The organism is Hymenobacter sp. FMD4 (assembly GCF_058932745.1).
In genome coordinates, this window is sequence record NZ_JBZYWH010000035.1 from 1 (window position 1) to 20,363 (window position 20,363).

Below are 20,363 nucleotides of genomic sequence, written 5' to 3' on the forward strand. Positions count from 1 at the left end.
GGGCACGAAAACGAACTTCGTAAACTCGCCATCAACCACGAACAGGCAGCAAAACTCGTCGGGGTCTTTGTAAGCGGCCGCGAAATCTTCGATGTGCTCGGGCGAAATCACGCCTTGCTGCACGAAAATATCGAGGTAGGAGGCCAGCACGTACCATTCAGTGTCCATCTCGTCGGGTGAAATGAGCAGGGACCCAAAGGGCACGGGCAGACGCGCGAAGACGAAAATTGGGTGCTTGGAAATGTCGCGCTTGCGGATTTGGTAGGACGCTTCCTTAAGCGTGTCTGATACCACGGCAAAGTCCTTGGTGATGGTGCCGAGGTATTTGCCGCTCAGTTCGGGGTCGTTGGCGTAGTCCATAAGGGAGCAATACAATCAATCATCTACTCGCCCACAAATCATTCAGCTGATCTGAACGGGCGTTGGAAAGGAGCACCAAAGATAGGCCGGGTAACACAAGCATCAGAATGCCCGGAAGGGCAGAGGCGGCGTGGCTTCGGTGGCGGGCGCCGCTGCGGTTACCTCGTTTAGCACTTCATTAATGGCTTGCGCCACTTCTACGGAATGGTCTTCAGGCGTGAAGTGCTTGGCGCCGCGAATAAGCGTGAACGGCGCTTTCAGGTCGGCCGCGAGACGTTGGCCCGATTCCACGGTGAGCATGTCGCTTTCGCCCCACACCACACGGGCCGGGAGGTTGACAGTGGGTAGCTCCGAAGCCAAGTTCAGCGTGTCGAGATTATTTATGCTGCGAACTTGATCGGCGAAGGCGGCCGGGCCAAAAGGCTGGCCGTAGGGAGCGGCGTGTAGGCGGGCAGAAGCACGGCGAATCGAGCCGTGTTTGTCGCCCAAGGCTTCGAGGCCGCGCCGCAGCCAGCGCTTAAATAGGGCCGGGGGTGTTTTATCGATGAGGCCGCTTAGCTGACGGGCGGCGATGATGGGCGGCACCGGCCAGTTGTCGTAGGCTACGCAGTCGGTGAGCATCAGGCCGGCGCACACCTGCGGGTATAGCACCGCCATGCGCTGCACCACGCCGCCGCCCAGGTCGTGCCCGACCAGCACAGCCCGCTCGATGCCGAGGTGCTGTAGCCAGAGGTATAGGTATTCGGCCTGCCGGGCCACCGAGATGTTGCGCCCCAGGCCTTGGCCCATCGACCAGCCGTAGCCCACCATTTCCCACGCCAGGCAGCGTACGCCGGGGCGCAGCACCTGCGGAATCACGTAGCGCCACAGCCGCGGGTGCGTGGGCACGCCGTGCACGAATACCACCGTCAGCTCAGCAGTGGGGTCGCCATGCTCTTCCCAGCGCATCTGCAGCCCATCGACGCGGGCGGTACGTACGGTTTCGGGCGCGGCCTCCGGCTCGGCAGCCGAGCGAGAAGGCACTGCTTCGGGCTTGCTGCGCAGCGCTTCTACGAACTGCCAGCCCGCTGCCGCTGCCAAGGCCCAGCGCCAGCGGTTGCGGCGGGGCATGAGTAGTGCAGCCGCGGCGGCGGCACCAGCTAGTAGAACGTGCGGAGTGCGGTTGGAGGCGTTTTGGCGCTTGGACATGGCAGTAACAGCTTGAAGTGACCGGTGCTTCGTGCGGCTTGGAAGCATGGTTTTCGTGTACGCCAGTTGACTGGAGGGGTTGATGCAGTGCTAGTCGGAAGTTCACAAGAAAAAGCCCGGGCACCTGTGGTGAGGAGTCCGGGCTTCTGGGTTAATACTGCAAATGATCAGTTTGAAATTTTAGCTGGCTTGTGTTTCAAGCGGACCAAAGTCATTATCGGGTAACCAACATTATGAAGATCATACTCTACTGATCGAAACACCTCAAACCAACTTATCCGGTTCTTGTAATCGGTGAGTTTCAAGTAAGTCCTATTAGAAACATCTTTTAACTTAAAGCTATAAACTCCACTTCCACTTAAAGCTAAGACATGGTAACTATGTCCGGTGCAGCGAAAGTAAGAGGACTGGCTAATTGTCGTCTTTGAAGTGAAAGACCAATCCAGAAACTTGCAAATCCCTTTTAGTTCTAGGTAGTAACCAGGCTTGTTGTGAAATGCGATTGTATCTCTAGTGCTGATATTAGCAGTGTCAGCTGCATACCAGTTCTGATGATAGAGTCCTCTTCTGCTTTCGGTAAAGTCTTTCAATAATATTTCCTTCACTGAGCTTTGTGCAAAGCCGAAGCGCACATATGAAAGAAGAAAGAGAAGATATACGAGCCGCATGGTAATATTTTGATACTTACTTGCTGCTTTGAATTCGGTCAATGAGGCGGATCTATTCAGATCAAGGCATAAACTCAGCTCTTTATAAGAGCCACCTTTAGGTGCTATGGTTTGGGTCCAACTCCTGGGAGCAGTAACAAGAACTCAAGAACAATGAAACCAAATACGCCCCACCCATACCACTTGCTTTGCTCATCAGAGATTATCACCGTCGATAATCGTTGTTTTATTTTTGATTTGTAGAGGGCGAAAATTGCTCCGGGGACTAGCCAGGAAGCAAAAAATAGCCAGTCAATAAGGCCTTTCCTGAGTCCAGGGGCAAGCACCTGAACATCCAGAATGAGCATTGTAATTATGAAAGTCACGAAGACTGCCGTCATAAAATAAGCAGTGCTACGCTCCCGCTCACTGTTATAATAGTGGTAATAAATAACGTTGAGGCAACGCCAGAAGACTATCATTACTTCTAATTAAATACCACGTTCTCCACGTGGTAGGTGTGCGGAAATATATTCACTGGCTGCACGCGAGTTACTTGGTAGGTGTCGGCGAGCAGCTCTAGGTCGCGGGCTTGGGTGACGCAGCACCAAAAGCTATGACTGAATGTAAAATCAGCTTCCGTAATGCGGTATGTAGCTATGTCATTATTTCGGTCTCGGCACTACCTCCAATTTGTTGATGGACTCTACGTAGGCTTCTGGCTCGATGAACAGCACAAAACACTGCTGGCAAACCCAGGTATCGTTTGAGTGGTAGCCGCTCGGGTCCGTGTCTACATTGTTTTCATCTGCTATGACCCTCCAGCAAACTTCGCAGTGAAAATGAGACACATCCGAATAGACCTCGCGGTAAGACTTAAGGGTATAATTGTGCTTCTCCTCTCTCGCTCGTTCAATATTGTTGGTTAAATAACGCCGTTCTGTATTTCCACCATTCGGAATGTGTACCCAGATATCGTTAAGCGACATATAGCAACACCTAATAAAAAGCCGGGCTTCATGAATCTGGCTTAGCAAGCAGCCGGTGAGCTGTAGCCATTCCGGTTCACGAAGCCCAGCAAGTATTGTTAAGATTGGCTTTTACTTCAACTCCAGCAGCACCACGTTCTCCACGTGGTGGGTGTGCGGGAACATATCCACCGGCTGCACCCGCGTCACGCGGTAGGTATCGGCGAGCAGCTCCAGGTCGCGGGCCTGGGTGGCGGGATTGCAGCTCACGTACACGATGCGCGGGGCGCGCAACTCAATGAGGCGGTTTACCACGTCCACGTGCATGCCGGCGCGGGGCGGGTCGGTGATGATGACGTCGGGGCGTCCGTGCTCGTCGGTGAAGTCCTTGGTGAGTACGTCCTTCATATCGCCGGCGAAGAACTTGGTGTTCGTCACGCCATTGATTTCCGAGTTCAGCTTCGCGTCTTCGATGGCCTGCTCCACGTACTCCACGCCAATTACCTCGCGGGCCTGCTTGGCCACGAAGTTGGCAATGGTGCCGGCACCGGTGTAAAGGTCATACACCAGCTCCGAGCCGGTGAGGCCGGCGAAGTCGCGGGCAATCTTGTACAGCTCGTAGGCTTGTTCGGAATTGGTCTGGTAAAACGACTTCGGCCCCACGCGGAACCGCAGGCCCTCCATTTCCTCGTGGATGTAGGGCTGGCCTTTGTAGCACACCACTTCCAGGCCTTCCAGCGAGTCGTTGCCCTTGTCGTTGAGCACGTAGTTCATCGACGTGACTTCCGGAAACAGCTCCAGCAGGTGGTCCAGAATTACGGGTATCATCTGGTGCTGGCGGTAGAACATGGCCACCACCATCAGTTCGCCGGTGCTCTTGGCGGTACGGATGGTGAGCGTGCGCAGCAGCCCGGTGTGCTTGATAAGGTTGCCGAAGCGCAGGTTGTTCTGGCGCGCGTAGTCGCGGAAGGCCAAGCGAATCTGGTTCGACGGATCGGGCTGCAGCCAGCAGTGCTGAATGTCGATGATCTTGTCGAAGCGCGAGGGGAGGTGGTAGCCCAGCACGCGGCGGTCGTACTGCTGGGTTTCGTCGGCAATCTGCTCGGAGGTCAGCCAGCCGTTGTAGCTGAAGGTGTACTCCAGCTTGTTGCGGTAGTAGGTGGTTTCCTTCGAGCCAAGGATGGGCATGATTTCGGGCAGCTCCACCTTCCCGATGCGTTGCAAAGTATCGGCTACCTGCTGCTGCTTGTACATCAGCTGGGTTTCGTAGCCCAGGTGCTGCCACTTGCAGCCGCCGCAGGTGCCAAAGTGCAGGCAGAAGGGCTGCACGCGCAGCTCGGAGTACTTATGGAAGTGCACGGGCACAGCTTCCAAAAAGCTTTTCTTCGACTTGGTGATGCGCAGGTCGACCACGTCGCCGGGCGCTACTCCCGACACGAAAATGACCAGGTTATTATGGCGCACCAGGCATTTGCCTTCAGCTACCATATCTTGTATCACCACTTCGCGGAGGTCCTCCGCGGGGATTTTCTTCGGGTTGGGCATTACAGGATTCACGGGGCAAAGGTACGGCGGAAACCGCTCCTTTAGTCTTGTGCCTAAGCATAGCCTTAGCCATCTTTAAGATCTAAATCAGAGGCCCGTATTCGATTTTCTGCTTTAATCAGCCGGCCTTGCTAATGGGCGTTAAATAAAAAAGCCGCTCGGGCGGACCCGAGCGGCTTTTTGTTCACGAGAAGTACCCTTATCGCGTCACCTCAAACCATCCTTTGGTCACCGGGCCATTGGCTTGCTTGAACTCAAAGTAGTATACCCCGTCGGCCTGGTTCTCGGCGCCCCAGGTGTTGCGGTAATTGGTCGTTTTGTACACCTCGCGGCCCCAGCGGTTAAACACTGTGAAGGTATTGCCGGGGTAGAGCTCCACGTTGCGAATGAAGAACACGTCGTTGCGGCCGTCGCCGTTGGGCGTAATCACGTTGTAGAACTCCAGCTTGTTCTCGAAGGCCACCTCGGCTTGGTTCGACCATGCGAAGGGCGGATTGGCCGAGTTATCGACGCTGGTAGCCTTGATGCGGAAACCTTGGTTGAAGCCCGCCGCGCTGCTGGCAAATGTGGCCGAGAAGACACCCGCACTTGGCGAGGTAACGGTAGCTGCTATGCGCTGCAGCTGGCCACCATCGGCAGTGCGGTAGACTTCGTACGTGGCCGGGAAGCCTGCGTAGGCGTTCCAGCGCAGCGTAACGGTACCTTCGGTGCGGCCCTGACCGGGCTGGGAGCTAGTCACTTCCAGGCGCATGGTGGTATGATTCACGCTGTTTAGTACCGTGCCGCAGGCATTAGTCAGCTCCAGTCGGTAATCGTAAGCCTTGGCATCCGCATCCACGGTGGCATCGGTGAAGGTGGTGGCCGTATTGGCGGCAGTGGCTACCTGCGTGAAGGCAGCGGTACTGCCGGCATCGCGGCGCAGAATGCGCACCTGGTTGGCGTTGTTCGTGTTGTTGGGCACGTTCAGCGCCAATGTGATTTTACGGTCATCCTGCAGGTCTACCGAAGCCGTGCGCAGGGCTACGGTAGCGTCGTCGAACACCACGTTGACGGTGGCGGCGCAGCCCACGGCCGAGGTTTCGCTTACCGATACGCTGCGCGTGGTGGCCGTCGGCAGGAAGTCAACCTGCACGCTGGCCGAGCCTTGGCCGCTGGTAACCGTGCCGCCTACTACCGTCCACTGATAAGTGCTGCCGCTTGTGCCAGCCAGCGAGTAGCTCAGGTCGCTGAAAGAGCCTGGGCATACGCTACGCGGCCCCGTGACCGATGCCGCAGTCAACTGCGGCACTACTGTAAACTGCCGGGTAGAAATCGGGCTGTCACAACCTTGGGCATTGGTGTGGCGCACCGTCACCGTATAAACGACTGGCGCGGTTACGTTGGTCGGAACTGTAAACGGAGCTACGGCGCTTGCCGAAGGCAATGTAATAGGAGCGCCCGAGCCTGCCTGCACCGTCCATAGGTAAGTGGGTGAAGCCACGCTCGGTACCGCGAAATTAACCGTGCCGGCACCCGCGCATATGCGTTGTGGGCCCGTAATCGGCAGGGCTGCCGGGGTGGGGCGTACCGTTACGTACAGCGTATCGGAAGTGCCGAGGCAGCGTCCACCAGCCGGGTTGCTCGATTCCGTTACCACAATCTTGCCGATGCCGGGGGCGTTCCAGTTGAGTACTATCGAGCCATTGCCGGTGCTCACCTGCGTGCCCCCTATGATCTGCCAGCCGTAAGTAGAGCCGTTGGTGGGGTTCGGAATCTGATACGTGAAAGGACCGTTGCCCTGGCACACGCTGAGCGGGCCGGTAGGCCGTTGGGTCGCCAGCACTTGGTTGATGCGAACGGGGAACACCACCGTATCAGAAGAGCAGCCGAACTGGTTCAGGCGGAATGCCTTCACCGTGGCCGTGTTGCTGGCCGTGCCCCAGTTGATGGTAACCGCGGCCGTGCCCTGGCCGCTGGCAATGGTGCCGCCAGTTACAAGCCACTGATAAGCCGTGCCGCGCGGGTTGCGGATGCTGTACGCCACGCCCTGCACCGTGGGGCATACCGAGGCGCTGCCTTGAATGCTGTCGAGCTCGGGCCGTGGGTTTACCAACACAAACACGGTGTCGCGGGCCAGGCAGCCCTGGGCCGTGGTGGCCGTCAGCACGTAGCGTAGGGTAGTGGCGGTACTGCCGGTAGTAGCCGTCACCAAGGGCTGGGCCGCCGTAGCACTGCTCAGGCCGGTGGCCGGTGCCCACTGGTAGGTGTAGCCCGCCAGCGCCGCCGAGCCCAGGCGAGTTGATTTGCCCGAGCAGATCGTTGCATCGGGGCCAGCCTGCGCCGTGGCGGCCGGGTTCAGGGTAATCGTTACCTGGCTGGTGGCCGAGCAGCCCTGGGCTGTGGTGGCCGTCACGGTGTAAGTCAGCGTCTGAGGAGCTGAGCCCGCAGCCAATGTTTGGGTAAAAATTGGTTGAGCGGCGGTAGCGTTGCTCAAGCTGGTGGCCGGGACCCACTGGTAGGTATAGCCCGCCAGCGCCGCCGACCCAAGCGTGGTCGACTCGCCGGAGCACACGGCCCGGGCGCCGCCGGCATTGGCAATAGCTGCCGGATTGATCGTCACCCGCACGGTATCCCGGGCAAAGCAGCCCTGCGCGTTGGTGGCAGTCAGTACATAAGTCTGTACAATGGGGGAAATACCAGTGTTGGTCAGCGACACGTTGGGCTGCGCCACGGTAGCACTGGTCAGGCCGGTGGCCGGGCTCCACTGATACGTATAGCCTGCTACGCTGGAGGCGCCGAGCTGGGTCGTGCCACCCGAGCAAATGGTAGCATCGGTGCCGGCTAGCGCCGTGGCAGCCGGGTTCAGGGTGATGGTTACCTGACTGGTAGCCGAACAGCCCTGGGGCGTGGTAGCAGTTACTGTATAAAGGAGCGTTTGCGGAGCGCCGGTCGTGTTGGTCAGCAGCAGCGTGGGCTGAGCAGCCGTAGCACTGCTCAAGCCGGTGGCGGGTACCCATTGATACGTGTAGCCGGCCAGCGCTGCTGTGCCCAACGTAATCTGGCTGCCCGAGCAAGTTGCTTGGTTGGTGCCGGCGTTGGCAATGGCAGCCGGGTTTACGGTGACGCGCACCGTGTCGCGACCAACGCAGCCTTGGGCAGTGGTTACCGTCAGGATATAATCGGTGTTGGTGGGCGCCGAGCTAGTATTGGTAAGCGTTACCGTCGGGTTCAATACCGTGGTGCTGCTTAGGCCGGTAGATGGGCTCCACTGGTAAGTGCTGCCTGCAACACCCGAGTTAGCATTACCCAGTGTTGCTGAGCCGCCCGAGCAGAAAGCGCGGTCAATGCCGGCCTCGGCGCGGGCAGCCGGGTTCAGGGTGATGGTCACTTGGCTGGTGGCCGAACAGCCTTGCGCCGTCGTAGCCGTCACCATGTAGGTCAGCGTCTGAGCAGCACCAGTGGTATTGGTCAGCAGTAGCGTGGGCTGGGCAGTCGTGGCGTTGTTCAGCCCGGTAGCCGGTGCCCACTGATAAGTATAGCCTGTCAGGGCAGCCGTGCCGAGCGTGGTAGCTTCGCCCGAACACACCGCCCGGTTGGCACCGGCATTAGCAACGGCCAGTTGGTTTACCGTCACCGTCAGCTGGCGCGAAGTGGTGCAGATCCCGTCGCTGGAAGTCACTGTGTAGGTGGTGGTCTGCGTCGGCGTAACGGTGATGCTGGCTCCCGTGAAGGTTTGCGTCCCGTTCGTCCAGGTGTAAGTAGTTCCGCCGCTGGCCGTAAGGGTCGATGACTGACCCACGCAAATAGACGCCGCTGAAGCCGTTACGGCCAAAGTGCTGGCCGGACGAATACTAATGGTTTTGCTAACCGAGTCACTTTGGCAGCCAAAAGCCGAAACGTTGCGCACGGTAACGCGTCCTTGCCCCGAATTGGTCCAGAGCACTTGCACCGATGAACCGGTGGCAGCACCTTGGATGCTGCCACCCTGCACCCGCCAACTGTACCCGCCAGCCGGCGCTGGGCCAGAGGCTGTGTACGTGCGTACCTGCGACGCGTCACAAATAACTGTGTCGCCAGCCAGCGCCGTGGGTGCCGCGGCTTTGGTTACAAAAATCTGGAATACTTCGGCTACCGTCTTGGCTCCACAGGCCACGTCGGTGGCCGTTACGGCCACGTCGTAGGGCGTAGGACGGCCGTCGCCGCAGCGCGGAGTAAAGCTGAACTGCCCAGTCACGCTGCCGCCAGTTCCGGTGATGGTAACTGTACCAGTACCGGAGCCAGGCGCCACGGTGCCGGCTTGGCCGGCAAAAGTGGCATTGAAGCCGCCCACACCATCGAGCAACGCGGAGTTTACGCGCAGGTTGATGGGGTTGCCATCGGCATCGGTTGCCGCCAGGTTGAAGTTGAGCGCCTGGCCTTCTTGCACGGTGAAGATGCGCTGCGCAAGGGTGGCTGCGGTGAATTGCGGACTGATATTGGGCGTACAGGTGCGGGCTACTAGCTGCACATCGCGCCGGGTGGTGCCCACCAGTACTTCCCTGCCGTTGATGTTGCGGTACTCTTTTACGTCAATGGCCACCACGTACTTGCCATTTGCCGGTGCTGCGTAGCGCGCTATGCCGGTGCTGGCATTCAGGGCTGCGTAGCTGCCCGGCCCGGGCCCGAAGGGCTGCGCCAGGCTGTAAGTATTCTGGTAATTAACGGGCGCCGGGGGAGGCGTAAACACTGCCGGAGGGGGAGTCCCCTGGTAAGGAGTGCCGAACGAATAGATCAGCCGGTCGCCATCGGCATCAAAAGCATTGTTGATTACGATGCTGGTATCGCCCTGGCACACGACCACTACGGCCGTGTCAGAGAAAACAGGGGAGACGTTCGGAATCAGTGGCGGGGCCATTTCCGTGTACAGCGTCATGTTCGTGTTGCCTGAGTTCAGCAGGTTGGTCACGTCCACGTTGCGGGCCAGGTCGGTGTACATGGCATAGTAGCCATCAAACGACACCGGCAGGTTGACCGTCGCGATATACTTCACCATAGTCACCGGCACGTTGCCACCGGGAATGGAACACCCACCCGGCTGGGGCGGCGTGATAAAAGCAAAGCTGGTGCGCGGAATGCGCAAGATGCCGCCCACAGCAAACGGGCTGTTGATGCCGGTCAGCTGAATGCGGGCGCCGTTTTGCGACTTGTTGTAGAAAGATACGTCAATGTCTGGGCGCCCCTGGCCGTTGGGGGTGGCTGGGCTGTCGCGGTTGACATATACAATAACCGTCAGCTGATACCGGAACGGTGCCGCCGCCGGCCCGTTGGCATCGAGGTAGCGGTAATTCATCTCGCCCCCCAAAAGGTGAGTGGCTTGCGCCGCTGGAGCTCCGAGCAATGCAAGCAGTACCCACATTGCCCCGAATCGGAGTAATAGTTTTAACATATTGAGAGAAGAAAAAGGCAGAAAAAGGCCCCACCGTCTTAGCTAGCCAGACGGTGGGGCAGAAGCAACGCCAATTAGTTGCGCACGATGCGGTGAGTTGTCCGCACGCCACCCGGTCCGGCAAGCCGGAGAATGTACAAGCCCGGGGGAAGCGCATTGATGGCAACGCTGGCTGGCGCAGTGGGCATTAGGCGCACGTCGGCGCGGTGTACCACTGCCCCTAGCATGTTTTCCACCGTCACGGCATAGGTGCCGGCCGGGCCATCGGGTAGCCGCAGCTGTAGGCGACCATCCGGGGTCGGGTTTGGATATACTTCCAGGCTGGCCAACTCGCGCGACGTAGCCGCCGCCGTAGCCGGTGATATATTTACCGAATAGTCTTCGGTTTCGGCGTTCAGCTGGTTTTGCAGGCATGCATTAGGCTGATTCGCATTCAGGCGCACCAGCACCCGCATGCGGGTAAATCCAATCACGCTGGGCTGGCTAGGCACTGCAATAGAGCCGCTGATATTGGTGTTAGTGGTACCGTTAAGCACCAGTTCCGAGGCTTCAAAGAAGCCATTGCGGTTGTAGTCGATCCACACGCTGGTGGATCGGTTGAAGTTACCGGCGGCCGCCACGCTCAAGGTGTAGCTTAGTCCCGGCCGCAATTGAATTATCCGGCTGGTGTAGTTACCATACCCACCGGCATCGACATTTGAGTTGCTGACAAAGGGGGACGTAAGCGAGCCACCACTCACGGTCACGTTCGTAATCCATACGGATTGGTTGGTGCCAGTGGAAGCGCAGTATTGCACGCAAGGCACCGTCAGGGCAATGTATGCCTGTTTGGTTGCCACCGTGTTACCGAAAGAGTTGGTGGCGGTAAGCGTCACCGAATATACCCCTGACGTGGTGTAGGTATGGGTCGGGTTCTGCTGGGTGGAAGTAGTACCGTCACCAAAATTCCACAGCCAGCTCGTAGGAGCATTCTGGCTTTGATCCTGAAACTGCACCGGGTTCGAGCAAGTGTTGCTGTAGTTCGACGTGAAGTCTGCAATGGGCGGCTGCGTGTTAGCCAGCACCGTCACGGTATAGTCTTCGGCTTGGCCAAATTGTAGGTTCGAGCACGCACCAAACCCTGAGCCCACGAAATCGGAGGCGATGCGCAGTCGTAGCGGCACGTTTTTGACAGCCGTGGCTGGAATCAGCAAGGAGCCGTTTACTGGAGAAACCCGGTTGAGCAGTTCCAGCAGCATTTCGTTGGGGGTAAACTGCCCGTCGTTGTTCAGGTCCAGCCACACCCGGGTATCTTGGTTATTGACGCCGGTGACAATGGACAGCGGGTAGCGGTTGCCTTCCGTAAGCGACACTTGCCCCGAGCAGGTAAAATCCTGATAGCCCGCCTGACCATTGGCGGAGGTGTTGTTGAGCGTGCCTAGCTGCACCTGCGTGATACCGTAGCCGCAGCAATAATTGGTAGTGGCGGGGGTACAGCTAGCGGCTATGGGTACTTGGTTGTTGTAAGTAATGTAGTTGGAGCGCGTGCTGGTGTTGGGGCCGGCGGCGTTGGTAGCCGTGAGTGAAACAGTGAAAGTACCCGGAGCCGTGTAGCACTTGCGCGGGTTCTGCTGGGTGCTGGTGGTGCCGTCGCCAAAGTCCCACAGCCAACTAGTTGGGCCGTTCTGCGTCTGGTCCGTAAACTGCACGCAGCCGGAGCAAGTGCGGGTCTGATCGGCTACGAAAGCCGCCACCGGGGGCTGCGCATTGGCTTGCAGCGTTACGCGGTAATCCTCGGTTTGTGAGTACTGCGGCGTAGAGCAGGGGGTAGGCACTTGAGCATTCACATAATCGGCAGCCACGCGCAGCCTTAGCGAGGTGCCCAAGGTAGCCCCCGCCCCGATGCGTACCGTTCCCGTCTGTACGCCCCGACCGGTGGCGCTGAAAATCAGCTCGCCGCCGCTGGCTAGGGGAGTGGGATTAAACTGCCCGTCGTTGTTCAGGTCCAGCCACACCCGCACGTGCTCGTCGGCCGCAGCGTTGGTGCGCACCTGAATGGGATAATCCTGTCCGACCACCAAAGTCGTGCCCACGGTGCAGGAATAATCGCGGTAGCCATCTTGGACTCCCGGCGAGGTGTTGTTGATGGAGCCCAGCGTAACGTTCAGGATGCCCATGTTAAAGGCATAAGACGACGCCGGTGCCGAACCCGGGGTGCATAGGCTGGTGGCCGTGGGGCATTGCGCCTGCACGGCCTGCGCAGTCAGCAACAACAAGGGCAGTACAAAAGCCGGCGCCCAGCGCCGCAGGGAGTAAATTTTGCTCATAAGAAGCCCGCTAATGTTGGGGGATTTCCACCGTTTAAATGTAACCACGAAATCCACGCAGCCGAGCGTATAATCCAAATTATACCTAGAATAATCGACGGCTGTACCAATCCCATCGACCAACACCCTGCCTGGAGTCTCTGTGCTCAAAAAGCCCGTAGCTTTGCTTCATTGCGCCTCCGGATGCAGAGGCCTCCGTATTGTACATGAAAGGAAAAGTAATATTGATTACCGGCGGCACTTCCGGCATTGGGCAGGCTTGCGCCTTGGCGTTTGGGCGTGCCGGTGCGCACGTCGCCTTCACCGGCCGCGACGTCGCTCGTCTGCAGCAAACCAGTGAGCAGTTGGCCGCGCTTGGCATCACCCACCACGGGATTCGGGCCGATGTCGGTGAAGAAGAAGACTGCCGCCGCGCCGTTGATGAAACTGTGTTAAAGTTTGGCCGGCTGGACGTGCTGATCAACAACGCCGGCATTTCCATGCGGGCGGTTTTTGCAGAAGCCTCTTTGGATGTTATCCGGCGTCTGATGCAAACCAACTTTTTCGGTACCGTTTACACCACCAAGTACGCGCTGCCGCACCTTCTGACCAGTAAAGGCAGCGTGGTTGGAATTTCCAGCATTGCCGGCTACCGCGGCTTGCCTGGGCGCACTGGTTATTCGGCCTCCAAGTTTGCCATGAACGGCTTTCTGGAGTCGCTACGGACCGAACTGCAACCGCAAGGGGTGCATGTACTCACGGCCTGCCCTGGCTTCACTGCTTCCAATATCCGTAATACGGCACTGGCCGCCGATGGCTCGCAGCAAGGCGAGTCGCCGCGTGATGAAGCCAGCATGATGACCAGTGAGGAGGTCGCACAACACATTCTGCGGGCTGTGCAGGCCCGTACAGCCACCTTGGTGCTGACCAGTAAAGGCAAGCTGACAGTATTTCTGAATAAGTGGTTGCCCGCCGGAATCATGGACCGCTTGGTGCTTAACGAGTTCCGTAAAGAGAAAGGCTCGCCTGTACTATAAACGCATGCAAAGGCAAGGGGCCGTGACTGATGAACTCTTATCAGTCACGGCCCCTTGCCTTTAATTTATTAGCTGCAAATCGTGCTGCCTTATGTAGGCTGTACGGCCGCGCCAAAGTACGCGGTACCATATGTCCTCCCGACCCTGAATAATGAGCCGGTCGCCAGCGGTAGCAGTGGTAAGCCAACCGGCAGCGGCACTCGGTGCCGCCATCAACGCCGCCCGCGGCTGGTGCACCAGCCCCGTCACCGGCGTATCAAATACATTAAGAAACACTGCCACTATCAACAGGTAACTGCCATAGAACAGCCACCAGCCTCGGGCGGTGCCACGTCGGCGCAGGATAAGCAAGGTGCCGGCTGCCACAGCTACCCCCAGCAAAGTCTGCAGCACATTTGGGTAATAGCGTCGGAAGGTAAGAGTCACCTGCTGACGCCACGTATCCGGGTAGCCCGTTAGGCGTTGAGCGCGGGCTAGCTCTACCATCTTGCTCCACACTTGCCAGCTGGGGTAGTGTGCTTGATAAAGATTTAGATAAAAAAGAGCCCCCGGAATTTGCTCGCGGCTCTCCTGCACTGCAGCAAGCCGCAGTAGCATCTGCGGGCTTGCCAGTCTTTGCCGCAGAATCTGGTGGTACAACTGTTGCGCCTTGGCTGGCTGGCCCGCTACGAAGAGCGAATCAGCTTTTCTTGCTAAAAAAAAAGATGGCTGAGCGTGAGCTACTTGAATGTAAAACCCCGCCAGAAGCGAAAAAAAGGCAATTTTTTTTGCCGAAAAGTTTGGCATCAATTGATTCGACTTACTACTTTTGTGCCACAATCAACGACAGCAGGTCGCTGATAACACAAAGAAAACGATTCTGTAGCTCAGCTGGTAGAGCAATACACTTTTAATGTATGGGTCCTGGGTTCGAATCCCAGCGGAATCACTGATAACCCTGTTTGCAAGCTGCAAACAGGGTTTTTTTTTGCTGGGTATGAGAGCGGGTATGCTTCGGTTGAACTGCTTGCGGTGGTTTTCTGGTACTGCAGTAAAACTGGGTTTAATGCGAGAGTTTTATTTGTGCTCCCAGCAGTAAATTACTCTTTCTGCGTGTTGACGCTCTACTTCATGGTTGAGCTCGAGGCGGAGCAGTAGTTAGCCTCGCGAGAGCTACTTCAAACGCACAAATTCGCACTTAGCAGTGCCTCAGCAAAATAGCCTATGAGCTCTGAAGTTTTACAAGCCAACAGCCAATCGGTACACTGCCAGGCCGTCTGCTGCTGCGTGAGAATGGGGCATATGGCTTGGTGACGGCTCTGCCTCCGGGGGTACGTTTGGGAAATGGGCTAGCAGACCACACGAAGCATCAGGATTGTCAAGCAATAGGGAGCGAAATCACACCGCGGGCACCACGGGTTATTCAAAGTCCACATGATTTGGGTCGCAACCGAAAAGAAAAGCCCCGCTGACTTGCTTCAGCGGGGCTTTTCTTATCACAGCTTAGTTTAACCACACTTCCGCTACCACCTCAAAGCGGTGCGGGCTGAAGGCATTAAAGTACGGGGCCTCACCCGCGAAGCCGAGCACGTGTACGAGTTCCATGCCTTCGGTTTTGCTGGGCACCAGGCGCACGGCGTACAACTTACCTTGCTCAGGCCAATCGCCCACGTGATTGGTCGGGCGGTTGCCGGCATCGAGGCAGTAGGCGTAATGCAGTACCGGCTCGCGCTCAGTAGCTTCGGCCTGGGTCAGGTTGGCGACTTCTCTTTCCATGGTAGGCAAGATAAGGTTCTGCGGCTTCTGATAGTTCAATGCGACATTCGGTTCGAAGCGCGCAGCAAAAAAGCTCACTACCGAGTTGTATGCTCTCAGTGCCACAAAGTCCTTTTACATAACTTCTGGATAGGCAGAATTCTACGTTAAGAATTATGCGGGTATACAAAAGAACCCGCTGTCTTTCCCACGAATTTCTTTTAACCAAGGTCGACACCTTTACTTATAGCTTGGGGTCTTCTACTGCTATGTTCATTCCGGTGATGGCACCATACTGTGCTGGGCTTCCTGCAAGCTGCAACCAGCACTTCGCAAGTGGGACGCATCCTCAGTGCCGAGTTGTTTTTCTCGGCCCAAATCATGGCCTCTGTCACTGTCGCGAGACTGGCGCCGCGCAAGTAGGCAGGTTTCTCCACGGCCTTGGTTGTCTGCAACCCAGAATCAGCCAGCCCTAAGTAGCCTGCGCCAGACGTCCTCTACTCCCTGTCTGGCGACTCGAACAAAGGGGCTCCTTCTCTACTAAATCCGAGTACAACCCAACAGGCAGCGCAGATTGCCTCTGCTAAGAACTCCTTTAGTGTGCTTTTATCACCACTGCCAAAAGAAGGCCATGAGAGTTGAAGCGAAAAAACGACCGTTGGTAAGCAGCGTCGTTTTACACGGCTAGTGCTTCAGGACTTTGTCCGAAATAGTCAAGGGAAGTATATCTGACGGCTACACATGACATTTAACTTTCAGAGTGCAGGTGACTTGGCAATCTAGACCAGCGAAATTAAGCGGGAGGCTTGTACCTGCGCGACGCTGGGAGGCGTGAGCGAGCAAAGGCACGATCAGCGAAGTGGGTCCATCAACATGACAACAATTAGGCACAGTGTCCCCGATCAAACCCGCGCGAATGCCATTCTGCCTCTCGTTCGTTAAGTCCTTACACACGCCCTGAGAAAAAAGCAAAGAAGTATTGGCAAGATTCGCTCCGCTTGTCTACTGCTTTCGGAAGCTAACCTCTTGGCTGGGTGACTGTCTATACCCGGGGCACTTCCGCCCCTGCATTAGGTCGTAATAATATGTTACGGGTAAGGCGAACAATGTCGAGCTTTCCCCGTTATGGTTGATGCGGTAGTTAACTTTTTGATTTTCAGAAAAAAAGCCGTTTTTGCAACCCCTTAATGAAAATTTCTACTGCGCGCCACGGGCTATTGACCGGAGCCGCATTGCTCTTGCTTCCTTTGCTGGGCCGGGCGACTGATTTAACCGTAACCGGCTCGCAGACCATTGCGGGCGGCACCTACAACAACGTAACCATTACGGGCACTGGCACCCTATCGCTGACGGGCGTACTGACCACCAACGGGGTGCTTACCATCCAGGCCGGCGGCCGGCTGAGTCCCAACTGCAACGACTTGGTGGGTACCGGCAACTTCCTACTGGAAGGCAACGGCTTCCTTGATATCTGTAGCGTGGATGGGCTTAGCCTCAGCGGCCCCACCGGAGCCGTGCAAATGACCGGCACGCGCACTTACTCCAACGACGCCAACTACATCTTCAGCGGCACACAGGGCCCGCAGGTGACTGGAAGCGGCATGCCCACCACGGTGCGCACCTTGCAAAACTTCAACACCAACGGCCTTAACCTGACCACTGACCTGGCCCTGAGCAATAACGTGGACGTGCGTCAGCAGGTGCGCACTTCGGGCGGCATCATCAACACCAATGGCTTTACCATTCGTTTGCTGAGCAATGCCACGGGCACGGCCCTAATCACCAACGGCGGCAGCGGCAACGTCGTCGGCCGGGTTACGGCCGAACGCTATATCTCCCCAAACCTGAACTCGGGCCTGGGCTACCGCCATTACAGCTCGCCGGTAACCGGGCAGACTTTGAGCAATCTGGCCACAGCCGGCTTCATACCCGTCTTCAACGGCGCTTACGACCAGTCGGCGACACCCAGCCAAGTGCTGCCGTTTCCCACCGTGTACGCCTACGACGAAAGCCGGGTGGGTACCGCCAACGGGCCGGTAGGCTTCGATCAGGGCTGGCGCTCGGGGCAGGCAGGCGAGGCGATGAGCAGCGGCCGTGGCTTCACGGTGCACATCAGCGCCGCTGCGAAAGTGGAGTTTAGCGGGACAACCAACAACGGCAACATTGTCGTGAACGGCCTGGACCGGGGCACGAACGTGGGCTCTGGCCTGCACCTGGTGGGCAACCCTTACCCAGCGCCCTTGGATTGGTCGTCGGTGGTGGGGCGCGGCGGCAACCGTAACGTGGGCGACGCGATGTACGTGTTTGAAAGCAGCGGTGCTTACGCCGGCTCCTATCGCACCTTTGTCAACGGCGTAGGCGGCACCACGCCGGTTGTGGCCATGGGCCAGGGCTTTTTCGTTCGCTCCCTTAGTGACGGTGGCCAAGTTACATTCACCAACCCCGACCGCATTCAGAACTTCGACCCGAACGACGGCGGTTTTCGCCGGACGACCCCTGAGACCCGGCCCACGCTGGGCCTGCTGCTGCGCAACCCCGGCGCCACGCTCAGCGACGAAACCTTTGTGTATGCCCAAGCCGGAGCCACTGCGGGCTTTGATGCCCGCTTCGACGGCAGCAAACTACCGAACCCGAACGGCCTGAACCTAGCCACCCAGCTGGGTGCAGAGCGCTACAGCGTCAATGGCCTGCCGGCGTTTGGGCGGACAGCGGTGCTACTGCCGCTCACCGTGGAAGTGCCTGCCGCCGGTAGCTACACCCTGGCCGTGGGCACGCTTATAAACCTGCCTCTCGGTATCCAGGCCTACTTGAGCGACGCCCTCACTGGCACGCAGACCTTGCTGGCGGCAACCACTACCTACGCTTTCACAACAACCAGTACCAGCGTCAACGGCCGCTTCCTGGTGGAATTCCGTCCGGCTGCTGCAGCGCTGTCCACCGCCACGCAGGCCCTGAACGCCCAAGTACAGCTTTACCCCAACCCAGCCGCCAGTAGCTTTGAGCTAACGTTGCCGCTGGCCGCCAAGGGCAGCACCGCTGTCCTGACCAATACTCTCGGCCAAACCGTCCTCACCCAGGTGCTCACCGCTACTACCGTGGCCTTCGACGTGCGCCACCTGCAGGCTGGGGTGTACACTCTGCACCTCAACGTGAACGGCACCAAGCTAATCCGACGCGTGGTTTTGCAATAATCCAGCAAGCAAAACCGGCGGCAGTTCTATAGCTGCCGCCGGTTTTGCTAGTCGCAAGTTACCTGGAGCCGCCGGGCGGGCTTGGTCTGTGCCAAGCGGTCTGATTTATTATCCCTCGCTTACCCTTGTTGCCTTCGCATGAAGTCTATCTCTTTACTCGTTTTCGTTGTCGGCGTGGAGCTGCTCAATGCAGTTCCGGCCCTAGCCCAGGGGCAACCCGGCAGTGGTGGCCCCGAGCCGGGTACTCCTACATCGGTTCCTATTGACGGCGGTGCCTCGCTGTTGCTGGCCGGCGGGGCGGCCTACGCATTGCAACGCCTGCGCCGCAAACGGCTGCCCACCGCCTAAAAAAGAGCGCCTCTTCATCGCTGAAGGGGCGCTCTTTTTTAGACAGCAGCAAAGGCTAATTCCTGTTTCTGCAGCTGGGAGCATTAATTGGGCAGGCTCACCTTGTTTTATGCAACAAGTACCGTTGGTAAACCTGTGAGCATAAGCTGACTTACGCATCTTTTTTGCGCCGCTCAAGTATCAGATGAAGAGAAGTTCGAGGCTTTTTTGCTTGCTGGTTCTACACGCTGGTAATGCTTATTACTGAATCGACAGCTGGCTGCCCTGCGACGAGGCAAGTGCAAAGTAAATTTGAGGGGGCGTAAGGGTTTCAGCGCAGTTGTGCGTCTACATGTAGCAGAGCACGAGCCAACGTGTACTGCAGCCTCCAGGCATGCCTTGTTGATCTTATCATGAAACTACTGGTACTCATTCTGACACTCGTTACGGCGGTTACGGCGGCAGCCGTTTGTAAGCGAGTTCGGCAGCCGCAATTGGTTCGTCAAGAGCCGGTGGCAGTTCAGTACAACATCAGCAAGGTGCATCGGCTGCATGCCTCATCCCCGGCCCACATGTGGGAGGTATACGTGCAGGACGGAAGCGTAGTAAAGCGCGGGCACTTGTTGGCCAAACTGATGGTGCCATTGCTAAGTGCTGAGCAGCAGCAGTGCCAGGCTGCACTAAAGCTTGCTCAGCAACAGTACAAAACGCTCGCGGCCGTTTCCCAAGCTGATACCGCCGTGTTGTCACAGGCGCGGGTACGCGTGGTAAGAGCTGCTGACCGATTGGCCCAAGCACCACGAATGCAGACTTTTGTATTTATACAAGCGCCAGCCGATGGAACCGTCATCAGCGTGCCGGTACGCGTCGGGGCGCACGTGTCCGATACCACGACAGTGGTCCTGCTTGCGGAATTGGAACCGGCTTCAGCAGTGCTACTGACCAAGGAGTAGCATCGTGAAGGACAAAGCCGGATGTCGCAGGCGAATCAACGCTGGAAGGCAGAAGAATTTAACCTGCGAAGGGCTGCGCCAGCAGTACGCAGGCTGCATGACGCGGGCAGGTTAGCAGGTGGTCGTTGACGATGCCCGCAGTTTGCATAATGTTGTAGCAGGTCACCGGGCCGGTCATGGTAAAGCCGCGCCATTTCAGCTCTTTGCTTAGCAAGATGCTTTCCGGAGTGGCCAACGGCACTGGATTGTTGATGCTGCGGTGCTGATCCAGCGGCCGCCCGCCCACGAAACGGTAAAAGAAGGGCAACAGGTGCGCTTCGCCGCCCAACTCATCACGCAGCCGAAGCCAGGCCTGAGCGTTTTGTACCGCTGCTTCCAGCTTGCGCCGACTGCGCAGAATGCCCGGGTTGAGCAGCAGGGAGTCGATATCAATGGGGCGGAAGCGCGCAAGCTGATCTGGGTCGAAATTGGCCAGCGCTTCGCGCAAAGCCTCACGCCGCTGCAGCACTACCGGAAAGTTGAAGCCAATCTGAAAGCAGTGCAGCGTAAGGTATTCGAACAGAATAGTTGCCTCGGCTACCGGCTCGCCCCATTCGTGGTCGTGAAAGGCACGCAGCAGCTTGCTTTCAAAAGCCCACGGGCAAGCAGATGGCGACGTATCAGCACCAGAAAAAGCAACCGACCTTGACATGCAGCTTGCTTGGACGCTGTTGGACCGGATTCC

The 20,363-nt window shown here is 57.7% G+C and carries 13 protein-coding genes and 1 tRNA gene; 5 read left to right on the plus strand and 9 right to left on the minus strand.

The features are described 5' to 3' along the window. The 6 genes from AC5FXY_RS20790 to AC5FXY_RS20815 form a co-directional block, all read right to left on the minus strand. On the minus strand, nt 1-360 hold a 360-nt coding region (locus AC5FXY_RS20790; RefSeq protein ID WP_493558648.1), incomplete at its 3' end, for a hypothetical protein. 102 nt (nt 361-462) lie between these two features. After that, a complete protein-coding gene (locus tag AC5FXY_RS20795) occupies nt 463-1,548 on the minus strand; it encodes an alpha/beta fold hydrolase (protein WP_493558649.1) in 1,086 nt (361 codons plus the stop codon). Nucleotides 1,549-2,320: 772 nt separating this feature from the next. Then, entirely contained in the window at nt 2,321-2,563 is a 243-nt protein-coding gene (locus AC5FXY_RS20800) for a hypothetical protein (protein WP_493558650.1), read from the minus strand. A gap of 732 nt (nt 2,564-3,295) precedes the next feature. Continuing rightward, entirely contained in the window at nt 3,296-4,708 is a 1,413-nt protein-coding gene (rlmD, locus tag AC5FXY_RS20805) for a 23S rRNA (uracil(1939)-C(5))-methyltransferase RlmD (RefSeq protein ID WP_493558674.1), read from the minus strand. A gap of 199 nt (nt 4,709-4,907) precedes the next feature. Then, nucleotides 4,908-10,112, minus strand: a complete 5,205-nt coding sequence (locus AC5FXY_RS20810; RefSeq protein WP_493558651.1) for a T9SS type B sorting domain-containing protein — start codon at nt 10,110-10,112, stop codon at nt 4,908-4,910. A 74-nt stretch (nt 10,113-10,186) separates the two neighbouring features. Further along, on the minus strand, nt 10,187-12,418 hold the full coding sequence (locus AC5FXY_RS20815) for a GEVED domain-containing protein (RefSeq protein ID WP_493558652.1): 2,232 nt from the start codon (nt 12,416-12,418) through the stop codon (nt 10,187-10,189). A 206-nt stretch (nt 12,419-12,624) separates the two neighbouring features. On the opposite strand from AC5FXY_RS20815, the gene AC5FXY_RS20820 reads away from it, so the two are divergent. Then, a complete protein-coding gene (locus AC5FXY_RS20820; protein ID WP_493558653.1) occupies nt 12,625-13,434 on the plus strand; it encodes an SDR family oxidoreductase in 810 nt (269 codons plus the stop codon). A gap of 60 nt (nt 13,435-13,494) precedes the next feature. Here AC5FXY_RS20820 and AC5FXY_RS20825 read toward each other — a convergent pair whose 3' ends face one another. Beyond that, on the minus strand, nt 13,495-14,031 hold the full coding sequence (locus tag AC5FXY_RS20825) for a hypothetical protein (protein ID WP_493558654.1): 537 nt from the start codon (nt 14,029-14,031) through the stop codon (nt 13,495-13,497). 258 nt (nt 14,032-14,289) lie between these two features. On the opposite strand from AC5FXY_RS20825, the gene AC5FXY_RS20830 reads away from it, so the two are divergent. Then, nucleotides 14,290-14,362: transfer RNA gene (locus AC5FXY_RS20830), tRNA-Lys, on the plus strand. A gap of 554 nt (nt 14,363-14,916) precedes the next feature. On the opposite strand, the gene AC5FXY_RS20835 is transcribed toward AC5FXY_RS20830, so the two are convergent. Next, entirely contained in the window at nt 14,917-15,189 is a 273-nt protein-coding gene (locus tag AC5FXY_RS20835; RefSeq protein WP_493558655.1) for a hypothetical protein, read from the minus strand. Between the two features lie 1,166 nt (nt 15,190-16,355). Here AC5FXY_RS20835 and AC5FXY_RS20840 point away from each other — a divergent pair. The 3 genes from AC5FXY_RS20840 (at nt 16,356) to AC5FXY_RS20850 (ending at nt 19,639) form a co-directional block, all read left to right on the plus strand. Continuing rightward, nucleotides 16,356-18,359 (plus strand): DUF8693 domain-containing protein, encoded by a 2,004-nt coding sequence (locus tag AC5FXY_RS20840; RefSeq protein WP_493558656.1) that lies wholly within the window; start codon nt 16,356-16,358, stop codon nt 18,357-18,359. 138 nt (nt 18,360-18,497) lie between these two features. Continuing rightward, nucleotides 18,498-18,707 (plus strand): PID-CTERM protein-sorting domain-containing protein, encoded by a 210-nt coding sequence (locus tag AC5FXY_RS20845; RefSeq protein ID WP_493558657.1) that lies wholly within the window; start codon nt 18,498-18,500, stop codon nt 18,705-18,707. A gap of 392 nt (nt 18,708-19,099) precedes the next feature. After that, a complete protein-coding gene (locus tag AC5FXY_RS20850; RefSeq protein WP_493558658.1) occupies nt 19,100-19,639 on the plus strand; it encodes an efflux RND transporter periplasmic adaptor subunit in 540 nt (179 codons plus the stop codon). Nucleotides 19,640-19,697: 58 nt separating this feature from the next. Here the strand turns inward: AC5FXY_RS20850 and AC5FXY_RS20855 are convergent, their stop codons facing one another. Then, the gene (locus AC5FXY_RS20855; RefSeq protein WP_493558659.1) at nt 19,698-20,330 is read right to left on the minus strand and encodes a DNA-3-methyladenine glycosylase I; all 633 of its coding nucleotides are present in this window, start codon (nt 20,328-20,330) and stop codon (nt 19,698-19,700) included. Nucleotides 20,331-20,363 lie beyond the last annotated feature (33 nt).

Coding starts and splice junctions, on each gene's coding strand:
- AC5FXY_RS20855 (WP_493558659.1), bottom strand. CDS start 20,330: ATGTCAAGGTCGGTTGCTTTTTCTGGTGCTGATACGTCGCCATCTGCT.
- AC5FXY_RS20835 (WP_493558655.1), bottom strand. CDS start 15,189: ATGGAAAGAGAAGTCGCCAACCTGACCCAGGCCGAAGCTACTGAGCGC.
- AC5FXY_RS20820 (WP_493558653.1), top strand. CDS start 12,625: ATGAAAGGAAAAGTAATATTGATTACCGGCGGCACTTCCGGCATTGGG.
- AC5FXY_RS20840 (WP_493558656.1), top strand. CDS start 16,356: ATGAAAATTTCTACTGCGCGCCACGGGCTATTGACCGGAGCCGCATTG.
- AC5FXY_RS20815 (WP_493558652.1), bottom strand. CDS start 12,418: ATGAGCAAAATTTACTCCCTGCGGCGCTGGGCGCCGGCTTTTGTACTG.
- AC5FXY_RS20795 (WP_493558649.1), bottom strand. CDS start 1,548: ATGTCCAAGCGCCAAAACGCCTCCAACCGCACTCCGCACGTTCTACTA.
- AC5FXY_RS20825 (WP_493558654.1), bottom strand. CDS start 14,031: ATGCTACTGCGGCTTGCTGCAGTGCAGGAGAGCCGCGAGCAAATTCCG.
- AC5FXY_RS20850 (WP_493558658.1), top strand. CDS start 19,100: ATGAAACTACTGGTACTCATTCTGACACTCGTTACGGCGGTTACGGCG.
- rlmD (WP_493558674.1), bottom strand. CDS start 4,708: ATGCCCAACCCGAAGAAAATCCCCGCGGAGGACCTCCGCGAAGTGGTG.
- AC5FXY_RS20800 (WP_493558650.1), bottom strand. CDS start 2,563: ATGCTCATTCTGGATGTTCAGGTGCTTGCCCCTGGACTCAGGAAAGGC.
- AC5FXY_RS20845 (WP_493558657.1), top strand. CDS start 18,498: ATGAAGTCTATCTCTTTACTCGTTTTCGTTGTCGGCGTGGAGCTGCTC.
- AC5FXY_RS20810 (WP_493558651.1), bottom strand. CDS start 10,112: ATGTTAAAACTATTACTCCGATTCGGGGCAATGTGGGTACTGCTTGCA.